Raw genomic sequence first — 19,439 nt, forward strand, 5'->3', positions numbered from 1 at the left:
GAGGTGCAAGCACCTCATCAGCTCCGCTCGACTTGCATGTATTAGGCACGCCGCCAGCGTTCGTCCTGAGCCAGGATCAAACTCTCCATTAAATTAGAAGAGCGATTAGCTCATTTTGAATCAAACTGACGAGAACATTTCGTTCTCTATTTTTTGAATTTCACCAAAGTGAAATTCACTCACTCGTTGTTCAGTTTTCAAAGATCAAACTCGCTTTTGGTCTTCGCTGTGTTTCAGCGGCGACTTTTATAATATATCACATTCAACTAGGAAGTGCAAGCTTTTTTTTAATGATTTATTTTCAAATCTTTTAAATCGAATTTCTTAAGCTAGCAACTTCTAACGAAGCGACAAGTAGTAATATATCAAATATAGGCTTCAATTACAAATTGTAAAATATGACATCCGAACATTTTCGCTATATATAAATAGGAAGCTATTTTTTATACGACAAAAAAAGACCCTCATTTATGATGAGGATCCATATACGGTGAGATAATTTGAAATCATTAACTACTATTATTATAGAGGAGAAACTATTAACTATTACTCTGAACCTAAAAACAAATACCTGCAAACGACGATAATCGCGAGCAGCCACATTAACCAGTGCACTTTCACTTTACGATCTGTAAAGATGTTGTTGAAGGCACCAAGAATGACGTAAGCAACAATACCAATGGAAATCCCGTTCGCAATCCCGCCAGTGAAAGGCATAAGTACAATCGTTAGAAACGCAGGAAACGCTTGAAAGAAATCATCCCATTCAATTTCGCGAACTTGGTTCATCATAAGAACCCCAACGATGACCAACGCTGGAGCCGTAGCTGCAGATGGAACAACGAGCGCAAGCGGTGCAATAAAGAGAGAAAGCAAGAACAATACGCCTGTTGTTACAGCGGTCAAGCCTGTACGTCCGCCTTCTGCTACGCCAGCAGCACTTTCAACGAAGGAAGTAAGTGTACTTGTACCGAGAACAGCACCTGTACTAACACCTACAGCATCAACGAGCATCGCTTTTCCAATCATTTTCTCGCCTTTTTCTTTATCCTTAAGCAGACCAGCGCGTCCTGCTGTACCTACCAATGTGCCAAACGTATCGAACAGTTCAACGAAGGTAAAGATAAAGATAATTTCAAGCAAACCAAGCTTGAATGCGCCTTTTAAATCAAGATGTCCAACAGCAAGGTGATCAAAGGTTGGAATCCAGTGCGCTCCAGACAATCCGTTCAGGTTCGTAACCCCCATTGGAATACCGATAATTGTTGTTGCAACGATCCCAATTAGGAGTGCACCTTTCACGCGAAGCGACATTAATACTGCAATAATTAACAATCCAATAAGAGCAAGAAGTGTATCATGATTATGAACAAAATCACCAAGCGTAAGATTAAAGCCGTTGCCTCCAACCGGAGCTGATACATCGGTACCTGGAACGATAGCTACCCGAACCAAATTCGCGAGTTTGAACCCGATAATTGTAATGAATAACCCAATACCTACGGTAATCGCCATCTTGAGGTTATGCGGTACTGCTGTAAGCAGCATTTGGCGTACTTTCGTAACTGTTAATATAATAAAAATAATACCTGAAATAAATACTGCACCAAGAGCTGCCTGCCAAGTAATTGTTCCGTTAGAACTTAGAACAACCGTCATAAAATATGCATTAAGTCCCATGCCTGGAGCAAGAGCAATTGGAATGTTCACAAACAATCCCATCAAAATAGTAATTAGACCAGCACCTACAGCAGTGGCGAAAAATACTCCCTCAGAAGGAATTCCTGCACCATTCGGCCCAAGAAAGAGATTATTAACAAACAGAATATAAGCCATCGTCATAAAAGTAGTAAATCCTGCAATAATCTCTGTTCTCACATTTGTTCCGTGTTCCTTTAGCTTAAAGAAACGTTCCATTAGGTAAAACTCCTCCTTATAATGTTGTCGGGAACGACAAAAAAGCCTAAGTAAAGGTTGTCCTCTACTTAGGCTATGTGTAAAGAAAGTACGTGAAACAACACGCAATAGGATGTGGATTCACCAAAAAAAGGTAAAACAAACCCTCTATTGCGATGTCTATATAGACGTCACGTCTTTTCTTTTCGTAGCCAGATCATTTACGGTGATCTCGTAGAGACTCTCGGGCCAATTCCCGAGATTATACGAAAAGCGTTCTGTTGTTGTCGAAATGTCCCATCAATAAGTGTCGAATATGACTTCTTACACACCTCATTCTAGGTCGTAGTACTCAGTTTGTCAACACAAATATACGAATATTATACTTGAAAATTTTATGTAATATTCGTAATTTAATAGAAACCCGCTCTCAGCCACCCAGGCTAAGAACGGGTTTCATTTTATTGTATAGTGTTATAACGTCACATTACGGTTCCTATTCCCATTCAATCGTTGCAGGCGGTTTGGACGTAATATCGTACACCACTCGGTTGACATTCTCAACCTCGTTGACAATGCGCACTGATATTTTCTCAAGCACATCCCATGGGATACGTGCCCAGTCCGCAGTCATGCCGTCGATCGACGTTACCGCACGGATACCGACCGTATAGGAATACGTGCTTCAATAGAGTAAATTACTATTCAATTAACGCGTTATTTTCGTATATCAATTGTAGCGGGTACTGACATGGATTTCAACTGATTAATACGGATATATGTTCAGTCCCTCCTTGACTCAGTATACATCCAATTACCTAAATGCAGACCGTTACAAAAAGTAAATATAGCGAAGGAATTTGCCTCTTCATGTCGAAAGGTAGTATTTAACAAATGCTACAGGTGACTGTATCTGTTCCCAATCGAGGTGTTTCTATGGCTAAAACTGCTAGACGTGAACCAACTCCAAATGAAAGCATTGTGCTTTTTAACGAAGTTGATGGACTATGTCCTTTATGTAACAAAAGTCTCATGCGAAGTAAAAATAAAGCAAAAGTTAAAATTTTTGAAGCGGCACATATCTACCCATTAAATCCTACTAATGAGGAGATTGAGTTACTAAAAAATGAGGAACGTCTAACATTAGATGTAAATGATCTAGACAACTTTATTGCCCTGTGTAGAGAATGCCATAAAGTTTTCGATCACCCCAGAACCGTTGAGGAATACAGATTATTATACAACATAAAAAAGAATATTATCTCGAGGAACATGACTAAGGAGAAATTCCATGAATACCCTATGGAATATGAAATTAGAGAAGTTCTCCTTAAACTAATTGGAGAGACCAATGAAACGAATCTCACAAAATTACAATTAGAAGCTCATAAACTTGATGACAAAGCAAATGAGTCTTTGACCAACTTCACTAAAAGAAAAATAAGAAATGACATTACCGATTATTATTTGTTTATAAAAGAGGAATTTAAGCAACTCGATAAAGAGCACCCGAAGTCTTTTGCAAAAATTGCTTCTCAGGTGCGGTCATTCTTTACTCAAATCGATTCAATAGAGGAATCGCAAGAGAAAATTTACGAAATAGTTACAGAGTGGTTATCGAAAAAGACCCAAAATACTTCTAAAACTGCATGTGAAATAATAACTTCCTTTTTTGTACAAAATTGCGAGGTGTTCGATGTTAACTCCTAATAAAATTATACGTTTCAATGAATCAATCATCGGAAAAATAGTCTTCATCTTAAAGGAACTTAATTCCGAGGGTATAAGTATTCAAAGCTTATTCCATCAAACAGATAACTATTTTGATGAAATAGAAGACTTTCTATACTCACTAGATGTCTTATATTTACTTGATAGTATTGAGGTGGATTTCGAAAAAGGGGTAATAAAATATGTTAAAACAAATTAACTGTGAAATATTTCGAGAGAAGGGTATCATTTTTCATGAAGGTTTAAATGTAGTATTAGGTGATAACCTTGGTTCTAATTCAATTGGTAAATCAACGCTTTTGATGATTATTGATTTTGTTTTTGGTGGAAACACTTATATTACACATAATAAAGATGTCGTTACTAGACTGGGACATCATGAATTTTTTTACCACTTTGAATTTAATAAAATTGATTTCTATTTCTCACGCGGAACTTTAAATCCAGACAAAGTTTTTACCTGTGACACCACTTTCAGGAAAATCAACCCAATCGATTTAGAAGAGTATTATAAGTTTTTACAAATTAACTACGGTTTCCAATCAGAAAAGTTAACATTTAGAGCGGCGGTAAGTCCGTTCAGTCGTGTATGGGGTAAGAATAATTATGACGTTAAGCGACCTTTACATGCTCACCATTCAGAGGCGTACTTAGAAACAGTAAATAAATTGATTAAAATGTTCAATGAATATCATAAAATTGAAATACAGGACACTGAATTAAAAAGAGCCAATGAAGAAAAAAAGATATTCAAGAAGGCAAGTGATCTTGAATACATTCCGAAAATAACCAAAACCAAGTACCAAAAAAATTTGAAGCAGATTGAAGAAATCAAAAAGGAAATAGCAAAATTAGCAATGAGCCCTTACAGTCCATTTATTAATGTCTCAGATATAATTTCTGATGAACTTATTGAATTACGAGAAAGAAAGAGAATATTATTAAGTGAAAGAGAGCACTTAAAATCCAGATTAATTAGATCGAACAAAGGGTTTTCCAAAACAATAAGTGTTGAGTTTGAAAACCTCTTAGAGTTCTTCCCACAAGTAAATATTCAGAAGTTGGATGAGATTGAAAGGTTCCATAATGGAATTTCAAATATTTTAAGTGTAGAGTTAGAGCAAGCAAAAAAGAACCTGCGGCAACGTATTGATGTGTTGGATAATGAAATCGCTGAAATAAATAACAAAATGGAGAAACTACTAAATCCAGAGCAGAAACCGAATATCTTCATCGATAACCTATTAGACGCATCAGTAAAGCTTAAAAATTTAGAGATTGAAAATAACTATTATATAAAATCGAATAAAATAAATGCTAACGTGGATACACTAAAGGAAAGTTTAAATAAATTGAAAGAAAGCATTATCGAGAATATATCAAAAAATATCAACTCAAAGCTTGTAGAAATTAACGAACACATATATATGGGGCAAAGGATGGCTCCCGAATTACTACTAAAATCAAAAGATTATGAATATCAATTTTTTGATAATACGGGTACAGGTAAGGCTTATGCAAACTTAATTATTTTTGATATAGCAATCTTCCAATTGACTGAGTTACCGATTATTACGCACGATTCATTCTTATTCAAAAACATTGAACAACCTGCTATGGAAAAAATATTAAATCTCTACGATTCAAATAATAAAAAACAAGTCTTTATCGCTATCGATTCTATCCATATTTTTAGCGAGGAAACACAACTCTTATTGCAGAAGAAAAAAGTTATTCAACTGGACAATAGTAAACTTCTATTCACACTGGATTGGAGAAATATGAGAACAGATGATAATTGATACAAAAAAACTCTACTGTCAGCAAAACAGTGGAGTTTTTGTATATAAAAGATCACTTATTTTTTTCTTCTTGCTAAGTTCATGACTTTCAAACCCATTATAAGTAATATCTTTTGGAGAATTATCAAGATAACCTTTCTTTATATTTAATGTTACCTTGTCGCCAATTAAATCTTCAAAATCACTTTTCATAAAAGCAATTGCATCTTTTATCTTCTTTTTGAAGACTATATTAGTGTTTATTTCTTCAACAAACAAATTAAATGGCACTGTTTCTGATACGTAAATGTTGAAGTCTGTTCCAAATTCGAAGTTTACATCTTCATAATTTTTAGCTTGTTCCTCCCTATAACTAATCCATTCACAAAGTTTATCACTAGTGAAATGATACAGAAAATTTCTTTTAGTGTTGAAGAAAGCAATTAATTCCCTTTTCTCTTTACTGCTTTTATGCCTTACCCCTTCTATGTTATTTTTCTTTACTATATCTAAATAGTTGTTATATGATACAGCAAGTTTATCTACACTATAATCACCAATCACATTTATTATCTCATTTTTAATTAAATTAACAGCTGAGTTAAACAGCTTGTATCTATAGAAATCCAAATCAAATTCAAAATTGTCATCTGCTTGTTCTCTAATAAACTCTAATACATCAGCATCACCATTAAGAGTGATATCTCTCTTTACAGCTAATTCATGTGCCAAATATCGAAGCGGTTCTAGACATAACCGCCAATAAATATCATGCTTCTTTACTACATATTCTATAATATGTCCTAGATATAGGATACAATCTTTTTTATTTTCTATCTCAAATTTCACTTTGTTTGTTTCAGTTAATATTCTCCCCATAAAAGGATGCTCCTTTTCTTATAATCGCAAGTCTACTTTAGCCAGTTGGCTGTAACAGCTTAACAAATCCAACTTTACTATAGTAGATAATTGCATAAGACTAATAAAAGCGCTGGCTACCCTTCTCGCAATTTCAAAGGATACATATATCCTAATCTAGCAGAATACATCATCACTCTCATATTCATTTACCCTACGATAAAAAGTGTTAGGCTTCATCCCAACTTTCTGCATTGCTTGAACCGCAGTAAGTTTTCCATTTTTCCATTCAGCATAGACTGATATGAACTCTCTGGTTATTTCCCTCTTAGGGCGTCCGAATTTGACACCTTTCTTTCGGGCGACCTCAATTCCCTCTGCTTGACGTTTCTTTGTCTTCTTTCGTTCTTGCTCCGCTACATAAGAAAGCATACTAAGGAACTGGTCTTCAAGTAACTTACCTAAGTCCCCCATTGTCTTGAATTTACGGCTATCAAACAATGATTCATTTTCTAATACCACTATATCTGCATTGACTCCCCTCGTTATGTACTTCCATTCAGTTATGATACCGTCATAGTCACGTCCAAGACGGTCAAGGGAGTCAAGGTAGAGTAAATCCCCTTCTCTAATGACAAGCCGCATAGCTTGATATTGAGGACGGTTAAAATCTTTTCCCGATTGCTTATCAACGAAAATGTATCTCTCTTCAATCCCAAGTTCACGCATTTTCTTAATCTGGCGATCTGTGTTTTGTTCCTTTGTTGAAACACGAACATATCCAATTTTCATATCAGCACCTCTGACACGAGAGTCTTTTCAAAAAGTATACCATATTTATGAAACATTTCATATCTCTATTAAATACTTTTTGAAACACTTCATCCGTGGGTACTTCTCACTATGTCAAAAGGTGTGCTTTTTGCAATGCAATTATGGTATAGCATCGTGGGACTCCATAGAAGTTTTTATATACAGACAGGAGCGGGATGTGTCATGACGTTCGAGCCGCGGGGATGGTTTACAGTGAGCGGATGACATATTAAACTATATTGAGCTAAGTACACACCCAAACGAACATTCCTATATGAATTCCTACGATACGATACAAACTACTGGAAATTTGATGAAAATCAAGTGAACTGTGTTTCGTTATCGTTTCCACGATAGGGTTGTTATTGACCATAAGAATCAAATGAGATCATGATAATCGTAAGTAATTTCCAAACGTTATCAATTCGCAGTTTTCTCGGATGTAATATCCAGTCTCGACCTTAATCTTCCCTCATTGAAATATCCACAACCCTAACAGTACGGTCATACTCCCCATTAATCCAAACCTCAACATCTACCTGTGTGGCTACACAGTTTCGTAATTGCTCATCTGTACTGAGCTGATTACGATCTTCCTCATTCTATACGTACTCCTTTAAATCATAAAAGCACACAACAATGCAAGATAGGGGTTTCCTACCTCAACAAAGTCACGTGCTTCATTTCGAATAGCAGAGTCAACTAAAAATCAATCATTCCCCAAAGAATGACTAAAATCTTTTTCCATTTGGATTGAACTCTTCTTTTCGTCATATGTTTAATTTGAGTTCTTTAATTGTCTAGTGTTCCTCACAGGCATTCTTAAATAATAAGTACTTTCCCGATGGACCAAACTCCTCACTTATATAATCATATACAGAAGTACCATAACTTTTTGAATCTCGTCTATTCATTTCTTCATTGATCCGATCAATTAAGCAATTAATTTGGGAATCAATTTCCTTATGTTCTATTTGATATAAAAAAGAATCTGGCTGTGGCAAAGTCTTTTCATTCCAACTCGCTTTGTAAAAAGCTATTAAATACATATAGAGTATTTCGGATTTTTCTTCTTTGGTCATCACATTCCAGTCAAAGTAGTCGATATAGTCGAAAACTTCAAGAAAGTTATCGCGTTTTTCGATTGTCAAATGGTCATCTGTAAACATGAATTGATACTTTTTAATAACATCATGATAGTCAGCGGTTGTTCCTAGAAGTTTATGCAAGTCTCTCGCAATGAGTTCTTGATGCAAAGCATGCCGTTTTTTAGCGTCATTTATTAATCGATTTTCCTCTTGAACATGACAGCTATGTAGCAATAGAGAAAACAGAGAAAAAACAGCAACTATCCCGACGAACAATATGATGTAACTTTGAAATCGTTGCTTTTTTATATTTTGCACATTATCACCTACTATAAATCATTTAACGAACGCATCTGTAATGACAACCTTTTCAGTTGTTAGAGTCTCTCTTTTACTATCCATACTCGTGCGTTGAACTTGTAACCATAATGCAGCTATGTAATGAACTAGTCTGTCGAAATCAGTAAGATCATTTTCTGAAATCCTCCACGTTCATTTAATGTCCATTAACTCTTTGTTAGCACCCTGCTCACTGTAGAACTTATCAAGCATCAGCATACGAACACCCATATCCTTTATAGTAAGCCCATTCCATTCAGCCTTAATGTCGTTCTTGTTGCGTCCTAGACGGTCTAGTGACTTTATGACAAGTGTATCAGTTGCTTCAAGGATTCTTCTCATATACTGATAACCTGTGCGATCAAAATCTTTACCAGATGCTTCATCGGAGTAGATGTTGTTGGAGTCGATACCTTGCTTGAGCATCTCATCCATTTGCCGATCTAGCTTCTGAGACTTGCTACTTACTCTGACGTACGCATAAGTTTTATTTGCCAATGTCCATCGCTCCATTTCTTGTTGTCTGTAAGTCTATTATACCAACATATTCCATAAAGCTCTATGTATATTAAAACCTTTTATGGACGTTCATTAAATAAGAAGCCAATGCTTTATGGACACTGATTATTGCTTCCAAAATGGTGTACCTTTACGGACGAGCAGAGCAACCAAACAAACCATTATATCGTTCTCCACAATCTTAATCCCGTTAAACAAAACTCATGTTCACTTCGCATAAAGTAAATATTTGGTTTATACTATTAAATAACAAATAACAACTAGATGAAAGGATGCAAAACAATGGCTCGTAACGACTTGGAGGAAGCCTTTAAAGGCTTAAATAATTACGTGAATCAACTACAAGAGGAATATAGGATTGATTCTCAGTACCCACAGTTCCAAAAAGACCGAAAATTAGAGAACATTAAAATCGAAAATATTTACTTCTTAGATGATGAAGAAGAAGGGTTAGTTTTAGCTGATTTATATCTGTATGGATATTCGTTTCATGTAAATACATACCATGAGAATGGGGAGCATTGGAAGCAATTTAAGAATAGAGCCTATGATGAAGCAGAAATATTTATTGAGATTACACCTTCTGAAAATTATGAGGGAAAATTTATTATTAGGTACAAGGATTGCGTTTTTTCTATGGAATTAGAAAACGCTAAGATAGTAGAAAATCATGCAGAACTAATGAATAAACCCTTTTATGAAAAACGAATTATGTTTAAGAATGAAGTTGACGTGCTTCACACTCGTTTAAAAAGTAATGTTGAACTCTTTAGGATAATAGATAAATTTATCTCACAAGTCTCAAATGTAGTTTTTTTTGAGTTTATTATTCAAGTTGGGATAGAATATAAACTTGAACAAATAAGTGATATTGGTAAGTTATACTTCAGTTCTTCCTCTATATTGCGAGAAGTGTTTGCGAACTCTAAATTAGGGAATGAAAAAGAAGTTTCTGATTATTTTGACAATGATTTTTCGTTGCTTGTTAAGTTAATTGCAAGAAAGTTTGAAATCGATAATCGGGAAATTGCATATTACCTTACTTATTCTATATTGCGTGAAAGAGTGATTAGGTACTTTGCATTGAACTGGAAGGAACAATATGGAGAATACTTCAATGACGTTGAAAGTTCTTCTCTCGATGAATTAATATTTGAATATATATCAATTGACTCAATAAACCCAGATATTGTGATGAACGCATCTCCTTTTACTTACTTCTTGATGTATCATCAAAAGTTTATCAACAATGATAATTTTATTGAATGTATAGAAGTTCTCTCTGATATTTTAGATAAAGCGAAGGAGTCGAAGGAATTAGATAGCTTCGAGAAAAAATTATTGACTCTAAATGAGGATGTTTCAAAATTATCAATTGAAGACGTAGATATGATGGATGGTCATGAGTTCGAACGTTTTGTAGCAAAGTTATTTGTCAGAATGGGTTACTCCGCAACAGTCACAAAAGGGTCAGGCGATCAAGGAGTAGATGTGATAGTCGAAAAAAATGGAAGAAAATATGGAATCCAAGCAAAGTGCTTATCAAATGCAGTTAATAATAAAGCAATCCAAGAAGTTGTTGCGGGTATCAGCCATTATAGATTAGATAAAGCCATTGTTGTTACCAATCGCTATTTTAATTCATCGGCGACTGAATTGGCATTATCGAATAATGTGGTACTTTGGGACAGAGATGTACTAAAAGAAAAAATCGAAGCCTATTATTAATAGTACCTGAAAGCAATTTTGCCACAGAAAATTCTGTGGCTTTTATTATTTACTCTAAATTTAAATCTGACCGTTATATTAACAAGCAATATCAACAACAAAGTTTAATATCGCCTTACAAAAAGGAAGTGGAATGACATGCTTGCGTTTCACTACATTTAAGCCGAGAACGATGTACGATAGAGATGCGCCGTACCGAGGGTGGTTAATAGTCTGAATTGATACTGAGACAAATTAGTTCGCCCGAACACTTACATGCAGAAACACAGCACAATTTAACGGCGATACGACAGAGAACAAATGCTCAGCTTCAAGCAAGATCGTCCTCTATCTCTTGTGTACTTAATGGAAGAATCACTCATGTAGGTAGATGGCCGTTTGAGTATCTAAGTGACACTGCGGAATAACATGTTGATTATCAGGAAAATGACGATGGGCAGAAATGGAAACCAAGAAAAACTATTTGATAAATAAAAGCCCCCGAGGTGCTTCCTCAGGGGCTTTTTGTGTCGGATTCTTTCCGAACAAAGTAACCATATCATTATTGGGTTATTTTGTGAATAGAGATTTGCATACTTGTTGTGGGGAAGTAGTTTACAGTTTAGAAAAAGCGATACCCATGAATATTCGACCCAACACACCCATCCACAATTCCGATGAAGAAATTCGACGATACGAGACTGATATCTATTACTAAAAACATTATTTTCATTAGCTTTAAGTTAACCCGTTTCGTGCATCTATTCTATTATCATCAGCGATTATAATCCAGACCGTGAGGGGGTGTGGGGGTGGTGCGGTTAGGTCCTTGTTATGGAGCGAAGCGAAATAATAAGGAGTTGGTCCAGCACCCCCACTATTGTTGAGCGAAGCGAAACAATATGATTACATCTTAATAGTAAATCTATACTTCGCTTCGCTCCGTGATTTCGTGTTGCATCAATAATCTTGTAAGTCATCACCTAATCATCAAGTCTTGCAGGATAAGCCCATTTTGCTCAAAACTATGCTATAACTTTTTCGAAAATCGTTTTTTAAATCCCTTGATATATATAGGTTTTCCAACCAAGTCATCATTACATCTATATAATAAATAGAACTGATTACTTTGATTGCTTATTTCCTAAATCAAACACATGAACCTCTCATTATTCGTCAGGCAGGTCGATAGGGTCAGTCAGCTTCTCAATGGACTTGTTATTTACATTTATGATGCCTAGACCTGTATCCGTAGGAAGTAATGCTTTTACCCTTGCATCCGTCAAGATTCTATTGTAGTTCGTTGTTATGCCTATTGCTTGAAATACATCCTTTTTTTGATGCACTCCCTTTGACAATCTAGATACATGATCAATAAATCTGTCAATATTATCTCTTCTCTTCCCCCCCCTTTTTCTCCTGTTGAAAGCCCATCTCAATGGTTTTAACAATGTCAGTACCCTTGATTTGGCTTAACACCATTGACACAATTTGTTTATCTCCATTAACGATATAGAACCTACCCTGTGGCATCTTATTTCGTTGGATGCGCTTGATACTTTGATAAATTTCAGAAGCAATATAGCCTATCTGTACAGCCTTAAAGTCATTGTTTTTGAATCTACCACGTTCAATATCAATTGACTTCCTCCCCAAATCACTCTGTCTGTACATCATGTATTGGACTAGATACTGATCGTATGGAATGTTGGGTGTTCCAATAATCCAACATTGGGTGAAATTAGAATATTCATTTTTTCCAATTAAGTTGCCAAACCAATTGATTGCGAAATTTTCGCCATTGTATTCGTCACCAACCCCTATTTTATATATTTCCGATTTATATAATGAATCCAGTATAGATTTGTGATTATCCTTGTGGCAGATGATTAGCGTCTTGTCATCAGACTTATGATTAGCTTTAATCTTCTCACAAATTTCAGGATAGAATTTACTTTGATTTTGTCGTAAGTGACTTTTACTTGAATTGAAGTTTATAATTGTGAAAATTGAGTTGCTGTGGTCAACAATTCTCTCCTGACCAATGAGTTTGAATTTGTCAAGATTATAAATTCCATCGATTCCTGCACTTGCATCAAGAATGATATTATTTTTTAGTCCCCACAGCTTGTGTTTCCGATTATATGTGGAGATATTTCCACCATTATAAACACATTTGGTACTGTACCACTGGTCAAGCCCCGCCATAAAATGCAGTAATGTGTTTCTGATCTTCATATCTTTCTCATTTTCAATGTTTAATTCCATGTCTCTCTGGAAATTTTTAAGTGTTGCAGGATGAATCTTTGGTTCACAACGCACTACTTTGTTCATGTTCTTCTCGACTTCCTGTTTTTGAAGTTCTTTGAGAAGCTTTTGGCAAACTTTATCGTATTCTGGCTGAATGCTTGTATGGAGTAGAGAACGAACTTCGTCGTATGTATTTTTTGAAAATGTGTAGATAGGGAAATTCACTTTTTCGTCAATTATAAGCACATTTCTGTTCTCCATAAATGCTTGTCTAACTTCATCGTCCAAACAGAGGTTAATGTAGCGTTGATGGCTGATTATCAATACACGAATATTTTTCAGCTTATCTAATTTGAATTGCCACTCTTTACTCCAATTTTCGTTTGTAATCCCTAATGCATTAATTTGTAATGAGCAGTTATGCCTTTGAAGATACTTCTCACTTCGCTCAATATCTGTTTTAAACCTCTTAACTACCAAATACGATTGCTTATTATTCCAATCATCTAAGCTCTCATCGATTATTCTTAATACCTCTCTACTTTTCCCTAATCCAGCTTCAAGAGCAAATACTTTATACTCATTCTCTATAGTATTCTGTGAATTGATTACTTGCTTTAATTCATTAATTTTATCTGTATAGAGACTACCATAAACCTCCGCATATTCATCGTTTTCAAATTCGTCTTCTGCTACAATTATGTCATCCTCAGCCTCAAAAATTAAACTTCCCCCATTTCTAAAAAATTGATAGTATTTCACAATAATATCAAGTTATTACTTACCCGCAAAGGTCTTAATAATAACTATCTTAGAAACAGATATCAACGCCAAAGAAAGTACCTAACGAAATTAGAGGTACTTTACATATACTTCCAATCGTGCTATGTTCTTATAAGTTATTCAGCTTAGCTTTTTACATATAAGGGGTGCGATAAGCATGTGCAATAATCCTGTCAAAGAACTACGACATTATCATATAATTTACCTTAACAGAGTGGCTTACTAGCCACTCTGTTTTTTTATATGCAAAAATCAGTCCAGTACTTTTTTAAGTACGATACACACTTAGGGGGGTGATTTGGATGTAATTAAAAATACTAACATAAAACGATGTGAACAATATTATTAACTTAGAGAGGAATGATTTCGATATGGGTGATTATTTCCCTGTTAGTGAAAATGATTTATTTATTGGACAAACATCAACTTATCCTGTTGTGGGTAAATTATTTGTGAACAAAACTGAATACTTGTCAGTTGCTAAGGAAATTACGGAAGCAGTAGAATTTCTCGGATTATCAAATCAAAGCAAAAAATCTACCGCTATCTTAGTTTTAAAAGGAAATATTGAAGTTGATATCGTTGAAAGAGAAGATTGTATTTTCATGAGCGTCTGGTTTAAAGGAAAGCCAGATAAAGCTGGATTCTCCGGCTTAACAGATACAAAAGGAATTGGATATGCAAAAATTATAGAAAAATACAAAAAGAAATTCCCTATCGTGTTATCTCTTATGTGCAACGAGACCAAAGAGGAAACACTGATTTTTGGAGTTAAGAATGTTGGATTGACAACTCTATAAGCTAAAAAATCGAAAGAGTTGCACACACGAGCGATAGTATTACGTGGAGGACAATGCAGTCAATGTCATGAGCAACTTCTTAGTCCCACGATATTGATGTAGTACGAAGAATAAACACAATGTTAGAACATTACTAAGGGAGGAATATCAGAAATCAACTATTGACGCAATGTATGATGATGATAATGACGAATAAATTATAATAATAATAACCCAGAAGATATCCCTTCTGGGTTATTATTATACTATCAACTTCTTTTTCTGTGTTTCAAACTCATCTCTACTGATTATTCCCTCGTCTTTAAGTTGAACAAGCTTTCTAAGTTCATCAGCAACGGACATACTGCTTTGAGAATTATTACTACCCGTTGAAGTTATCCGCGACATATATGTAATTAGTTCTATATGTACGTTACTAATTATTATATGAGGGGGATAAAGGACGGATTTTAGATATTTGATTACTCCCCCTTATCAACTACTCAATAAAATTCAAGTTTCATTTAGAATTTAGTCAGCTGAAAAGTATTATGTAGAGAGTACTTTCTTTGGCATTTACTTACTTTTATGTATATATTTACTTTTAGTTAGTGTTAGGGTATAATCTCTTGAACAGTCATCTAACAACAAAACAAGTAATGGAAAAGGCGGTAATACCTATGGCACTCATAAAAAGGTATCATCAGTTACAAAGTTAGCCTTAAACGATACTCGCAATTCTGTAAAGAAAGACTTGCACGAATGGTTTAAGGAGCAATTTGGACGAGCATTGAAATGAATTATTGGGGGCAAATGGTTATGGTTAAGGACTTTGACGATTCAGAATATCTTAGCAAATTGCAAACAAAACTTCTTGAAGCTATTCGAAGCCAAATACCAAAGGAACATTTTAATTGGTGGTTTGATGAAAAACTAAGCATTGAAGATATAAGTGAAGATAATCGAATAACCTTTGGTGCTGATTCGGAATTAAGTGCGGCATGGTTGCAGCTTCGGTACTCTGATATGCTGAAAAAAACGCTTAGATCAATTACAAATGAAAATGTTGACTTTGAGTTGTCATTTGTCGTAAGGGAAGCCATTGCTGATATAATCGTTGAAAAAAAAGATACTGCTTTCGACTTCTTGTTTGAAGATAAAAACAATGAGTACAATGAGGAGTACAAAGAACATATTGAGGAAAAATGCTTCGAGGAACTATTTGAAATGGCTTTTGGTAAAAAGGAGTTGGAGAGACAAAGAGAGTTACTCCAAAAGAGATTGCTTAAACCAGATTATGCAGAAGGTGAAATTAATCTAATAGAGTGTCCAATATGCGGTTGTGAAGATGTAGAAAACGTTGAAATAGAACGTGAACTGGAATCGAACAACAGGCGAATTAAATCCTTAAAGATACGTGGAGGAAGATGCAGTAATAGCAACTGCTCAGAGGAATTTTACAACATGGATGATATGGATGCAATCAGAAAGATCGAAAAGCTATTGAATGAACTGTTTCCAAATTAGTAATCTCTAAATGGAGGTTTACCAATATGGATATTAAGCGATTGAGGATGATAATGCTTTGCGGAAGTCTCGCTTGCATTCTGGAAACTCTCTTGGAAATGATTGTTGGAATACGGCAATCAGCACTTTCCATTGTTATTTCAGTAGTGAATCTGGCTATGGCACTTACATTCTACAAACCAGAGTTAAAGGAACTGATCGACAAGATCATAGGCAATAACGATGATGATTTTCGAGGTGGTAATTTTGGATGAGTCATTTATTGAGGATATACAAAAAGCCAGAAGATTAATACTTACACTTCTGGCTTTATGCGTTGTGAAGATTAGACGCGCCGCGCCTATGAACCAGCATCAGTAAACGTTGAATATGCTACTTGATATGTTTCTACTGTAAATCAGATCATCATCTTCTTTGCAAACAAGATGTTCGTATTTCTGAAATTTCTCGATCACTTTACGCCCTCCTGTTCGGAGGATTTCAGCAATTAATCCCCCTCTGCTCTTAGACACCCATTTTGGCCCGTATGGCTTCTCTACGATCTGGCAAGATATTTTTTCTTTGGAACGTTCCAAAACAAGCTTATAAGGGCGCTGAGCGATCTTTATAAGGAGTTGGTAGTGGTATCATCAAGATCAATGCGAAGCTTTGTCATTTTCGCTCCTCCATTGAGCCTTGCTTTATTTTCAATCCGTTTAAAGGGCTATGCAAACGACCAATCTGTAAAATATCCTCCTGCTCTAATCCCCTTAAATATTTCGATGTAATTTGTGTATCAAAATGCCCCATTAGCCTGCTCAAGCTGTAAATATCAATTCCATTTCTCAATTGTTTTTGTGCAAAGTAGTGACGACAATCATGAGGCGAACATCTTACTTCTTTTCTCACTCCCGCATTTAGGCAATGCTCTTTCAAAATCTTATTAATTCGGGAACGGGATAATTTTACAGCAGATTGGTCAAGGAAATAGTAGTTCTCGATTTCATCCTGCAATCTTTTTTTGAATCGCTCCTGTTTTAATGCTTCGTACCTTCCCATGTACTTTCGCATGATATTGCTAATATACACTAGACGCTGTTTAGAGCCTTTCCCATGAATGAGAATGTGTCGCCTAGCAATATCATCGTTTTTGATACTACAAAGCTCAGAAACCCTAATACCCGTGTCAAAGAGCATGATTAGAATAAGTTTGTCCCTAACATTGGAGTATGTTTCTTCTTTTAGGTCATTGATGATACGTGACACCTCGTCATCATTAAACGTGACAATGACCGTCTTTTCTTCTTTCAGATTCTTAATCCTTCGCATTGGGTTATTCTGCTCATCAATAAACTCTTCACTCACCAAGTATTGGAAAAACACTTTTAACGTGGCTATATTGTTATTAATCGTTCTATTTACTTCTCTTCCGACACGCTGACGCTCCTGTATATATTTTTTGATGTGTAACTGTGTCACTTCCTCAGCCTCAGTAACACCCAACTCTTTAACGGTGAACCTTTCCCATCTATACAATCGAAACAAACAAAGATCAACATACTTCTTTTCCCTACCCAATATTTCTTGGTTTAGCTTGAAATCCTCAATTAACTCATTGATTTTAGTCATAAAAAATACTCCCTTCTATTTGCTAAAACAACGCAAGTAAAAGAGAGTAATTTTTTGCACTCTATTGTTGCAGGTGTACTTGGAATCGCAATGCCTTCAACTTCCGGAACCCTTATGTATCAAGGCTTCCAAGCAATTGACGACACTGAATTGTCCCAACTTATTCCCATTCAATCGTTGCAGGCGGTTTGGACGTAATATCGTACACCACTCGGTTGACATTCTCAACTTCGTTGACGATGCGTACCGATATTTTCTCAAGCACATCCCATGGGATACGCGCCCAGTCTGCAGTCATGCCGTCGATCGACGTTACCGCACGGATACCGACCGTATACGAATACGTGCGTGCATCTCCCATTACCCCAACGCTCTTCATATTCGGCAAAGCTGTGAAGTATTGCCAAATTTCACGGTCCAGACCTGCTTTCGCAATTTCTTCACGCAAAATAAAGTCGGAATCACGCACAATTTTCAGTTTCTCTTCTGTCACTTCACCCAGTACACGAATAGCTAGTCCAGGACCTGGAAATGGCTGGCGCCATACAATTTCTTTCGGTAATCCGCATTCTTCACCGACTTTGCGCACTTCGTCTTTAAACAAAGTGTTAAGCGGTTCGATCAGCTTGAATTTCATGTTTTCTGGCAAGCCGCCAACGTTGTGGTGCGATTTAATCGTTTGCGCTGTGGATGTTCCACTCTCAACGATATCCGTATAAAGCGTACCTTGAGCCAAAAATTCGAAATCATCAAACTTAGCGGCTTCTTCTTCAAATACGTAAATGAACTCGTTGCCGATAATTTTACGTTTTTGCTCTGGATCAGAAACGCCGGCAAGCTTAGACAAGAAACGTTCGCGCGCATCGATTTTGACAACTTTCATATCGAATTTGCCGACAAACGTATCCATTACGCTCTCAGCTTCACCTTTACGCAGCAGTCCATGGTCAATGAACATGCATGTGAGCTGATCGCCAATTGCTTTATGAATGAGCATCGCTACAACAGACGAATCTACACCGCCGCTAAGCGCACACAGCACTTTGCTGTCACCGACTTTAGCGCGAATATCCGCTACCGCATCTTCGATGAAGGTCTCCATTGTCCAGTTACCCTCGCACCCGCACACTTCAAACAGGAAGTTGCGAATCATGTCATTTCCATATACGGAATGACGCACTTCTGGATGGAATTGAACGGCATAGAATCCGCGGGCTTTATTACTCATCGCCGCAATTGGCGCACTCTCCGTGCTCGCATCTACTTCAAAGCCATCTGGAAGCTGGACAACGTGGTCTCCATGACTCATCCATACCGTTTGCTTGCGATCGAGCCCTTTCGTTAATACCGAATGCGCTGCAAAGTCTACATCCGCTTTCCCATATTCACGTTTGGACGCACGCTCAACTTTACCGTTAAGTTGGTGAGCCATGAGCTGCATACCATAGCAAATACCGAAGATAGGAAGTCCTAAATCGTAAATCGCAGGATCAATATGTGGTGCACCTTCTTCATACACGCTGGATGGTCCGCCTGAGAATACAATCCCTTTCGGATTAAGCTCACGAATACGTTCCACCGGTGTGTTGAAAGGAATAAGTTCACTAAATACACCTAAATCTCGAATACGTCTTGCAATCAATTGGTTATATTGTCCTCCAAAATCGAGAACAACAATCAACTCATTTGGCTTCTTCATTAACGCGCCCCCCTCAATTCATGAAGTTTATTATACGCAAGGTGAAAACATACCGTCAAGA

At 36.2% G+C, this 19,439-nt stretch carries 17 protein-coding genes, 1 rRNA gene, 1 pseudogene and 1 riboswitch; of the genes and pseudogenes, 7 read left to right on the forward strand and 12 right to left on the reverse strand.

The genetic code is table 11. From position 1 onward, the window contains the following. From J2Z20_RS14175 to J2Z20_RS14185, 3 genes and pseudogenes are all read right to left on the reverse strand, one after another. Positions 1-92, reverse strand: a 16S ribosomal RNA gene (locus J2Z20_RS14175); the annotation flags it as partial. 454 nt (positions 93-546) lie between these two features. After that, positions 547-1,917, reverse strand: a complete 1,371-nt coding sequence (locus tag J2Z20_RS14180; RefSeq protein ID WP_209851602.1) for an NCS2 family permease — start codon at positions 1,915-1,917, stop codon at positions 547-549. Between the two features lie 168 nt (positions 1,918-2,085). Next, positions 2,086-2,186: riboswitch (purine riboswitch) on the reverse strand. A gap of 206 nt (positions 2,187-2,392) precedes the next feature. Next, positions 2,393-2,578 (reverse strand): annotated as a pseudogene (locus J2Z20_RS14185) (GMP synthase (glutamine-hydrolyzing)); the annotation flags it as partial. A 254-nt stretch (positions 2,579-2,832) separates the two neighbouring features. On the opposite strand from J2Z20_RS14185, the gene J2Z20_RS14190 reads away from it, so the two are divergent. From J2Z20_RS14190 to J2Z20_RS14195, 3 genes are read left to right on the forward strand one after another with little or no spacing between them, the layout of a single operon-like run. Next, positions 2,833-3,606 carry an ABC-three component system protein gene (locus tag J2Z20_RS14190; protein ID WP_209851605.1) on the forward strand — a complete coding sequence of 258 codons (774 nt, stop codon included), beginning with the start codon at positions 2,833-2,835 and terminating at the stop codon, positions 3,604-3,606. Next, positions 3,593-3,826 (forward strand): ABC-three component system middle component 7, encoded by a 234-nt coding sequence (locus J2Z20_RS18270; RefSeq protein WP_342454318.1) that lies wholly within the window; start codon positions 3,593-3,595, stop codon positions 3,824-3,826. Before J2Z20_RS14190 ends, J2Z20_RS18270 begins: the two co-directional genes overlap by 14 nt. Then, positions 3,810-5,429 carry a DUF2326 domain-containing protein gene (locus tag J2Z20_RS14195; protein ID WP_209851608.1) on the forward strand — a complete coding sequence of 540 codons (1,620 nt, stop codon included), beginning with the start codon at positions 3,810-3,812 and terminating at the stop codon, positions 5,427-5,429. Before J2Z20_RS18270 ends, J2Z20_RS14195 begins: the two co-directional genes overlap by 17 nt. A gap of 18 nt (positions 5,430-5,447) precedes the next feature. Here J2Z20_RS14195 and J2Z20_RS14200 read toward each other — a convergent pair whose 3' ends face one another. The 4 genes from J2Z20_RS14200 to J2Z20_RS14215 form a co-directional block, all read right to left on the reverse strand. Continuing rightward, positions 5,448-6,287 (reverse strand): hypothetical protein, encoded by an 840-nt coding sequence (locus J2Z20_RS14200; protein WP_209851611.1) that lies wholly within the window; start codon positions 6,285-6,287, stop codon positions 5,448-5,450. Between the two features lie 156 nt (positions 6,288-6,443). Then, positions 6,444-7,058 carry a recombinase family protein gene (locus J2Z20_RS14205; protein WP_209851614.1) on the reverse strand — a complete coding sequence of 205 codons (615 nt, stop codon included), beginning with the start codon at positions 7,056-7,058 and terminating at the stop codon, positions 6,444-6,446. A gap of 821 nt (positions 7,059-7,879) precedes the next feature. Beyond that, the gene (locus J2Z20_RS14210) at positions 7,880-8,485 is read right to left on the reverse strand and encodes a hypothetical protein (protein WP_209851617.1); all 606 of its coding nucleotides are present in this window, start codon (positions 8,483-8,485) and stop codon (positions 7,880-7,882) included. Between the two features lie 174 nt (positions 8,486-8,659). Continuing rightward, complete coding sequence (locus tag J2Z20_RS14215) at positions 8,660-9,004, reverse strand: recombinase family protein (protein ID WP_209851620.1); 345 nt, start codon at positions 9,002-9,004, stop codon at positions 8,660-8,662. Positions 9,005-9,307: 303 nt separating this feature from the next. On the opposite strand from J2Z20_RS14215, the gene J2Z20_RS14220 reads away from it, so the two are divergent. Next, entirely contained in the window at positions 9,308-10,753 is a 1,446-nt protein-coding gene (locus J2Z20_RS14220; protein WP_209851633.1) for a restriction endonuclease, read from the forward strand. 1,148 nt (positions 10,754-11,901) lie between these two features. On the opposite strand, the gene J2Z20_RS14225 is transcribed toward J2Z20_RS14220, so the two are convergent. After that, the gene (locus J2Z20_RS14225; protein ID WP_209851636.1) at positions 11,902-12,078 is read right to left on the reverse strand and encodes a hypothetical protein; all 177 of its coding nucleotides are present in this window, start codon (positions 12,076-12,078) and stop codon (positions 11,902-11,904) included. Positions 12,079-12,121: 43 nt separating this feature from the next. After that, a complete protein-coding gene (locus J2Z20_RS14230; RefSeq protein WP_209851639.1) occupies positions 12,122-13,744 on the reverse strand; it encodes a hypothetical protein in 1,623 nt (540 codons plus the stop codon). A gap of 392 nt (positions 13,745-14,136) precedes the next feature. Between J2Z20_RS14230 and J2Z20_RS14235 the strand changes: the two genes are divergently transcribed. Beyond that, a complete protein-coding gene (locus tag J2Z20_RS14235; protein ID WP_209851642.1) occupies positions 14,137-14,565 on the forward strand; it encodes a hypothetical protein in 429 nt (142 codons plus the stop codon). Positions 14,566-14,805: 240 nt separating this feature from the next. Here the strand turns inward: J2Z20_RS14235 and J2Z20_RS18155 are convergent, their stop codons facing one another. Beyond that, complete coding sequence (locus tag J2Z20_RS18155) at positions 14,806-14,952, reverse strand: SHOCT domain-containing protein (protein ID WP_209851645.1); 147 nt, start codon at positions 14,950-14,952, stop codon at positions 14,806-14,808. 411 nt (positions 14,953-15,363) lie between these two features. Here J2Z20_RS18155 and J2Z20_RS14245 point away from each other — a divergent pair, with 411 nt between their 5' ends. Then, the gene (locus tag J2Z20_RS14245; RefSeq protein ID WP_209851648.1) at positions 15,364-16,071 is read left to right on the forward strand and encodes a DnaA N-terminal domain-containing protein; all 708 of its coding nucleotides are present in this window, start codon (positions 15,364-15,366) and stop codon (positions 16,069-16,071) included. A 26-nt stretch (positions 16,072-16,097) separates the two neighbouring features. Further along, positions 16,098-16,325 (forward strand): hypothetical protein, encoded by a 228-nt coding sequence (locus tag J2Z20_RS14250; RefSeq protein WP_209851652.1) that lies wholly within the window; start codon positions 16,098-16,100, stop codon positions 16,323-16,325. Positions 16,326-16,722: 397 nt separating this feature from the next. Here the strand turns inward: J2Z20_RS14250 and J2Z20_RS14255 are convergent, their stop codons facing one another. Further along, positions 16,723-17,679, reverse strand: coding sequence for a tyrosine-type recombinase/integrase (locus J2Z20_RS14255; RefSeq protein ID WP_209851655.1), 957 nt, complete (start codon positions 17,677-17,679; stop codon positions 16,723-16,725). Positions 17,680-17,839: 160 nt separating this feature from the next. Further along, the gene (gene guaA, locus J2Z20_RS14260; protein WP_209851658.1) at positions 17,840-19,378 is read right to left on the reverse strand and encodes a glutamine-hydrolyzing GMP synthase; all 1,539 of its coding nucleotides are present in this window, start codon (positions 19,376-19,378) and stop codon (positions 17,840-17,842) included. Positions 19,379-19,439 lie beyond the last annotated feature (61 nt).

This window comes from Paenibacillus sediminis, assembly GCF_017873765.1.
In the GTDB taxonomy this organism is placed as follows: domain Bacteria; phylum Bacillota; class Bacilli; order Paenibacillales; family Paenibacillaceae; genus Paenibacillus_AG; species Paenibacillus_AG sediminis.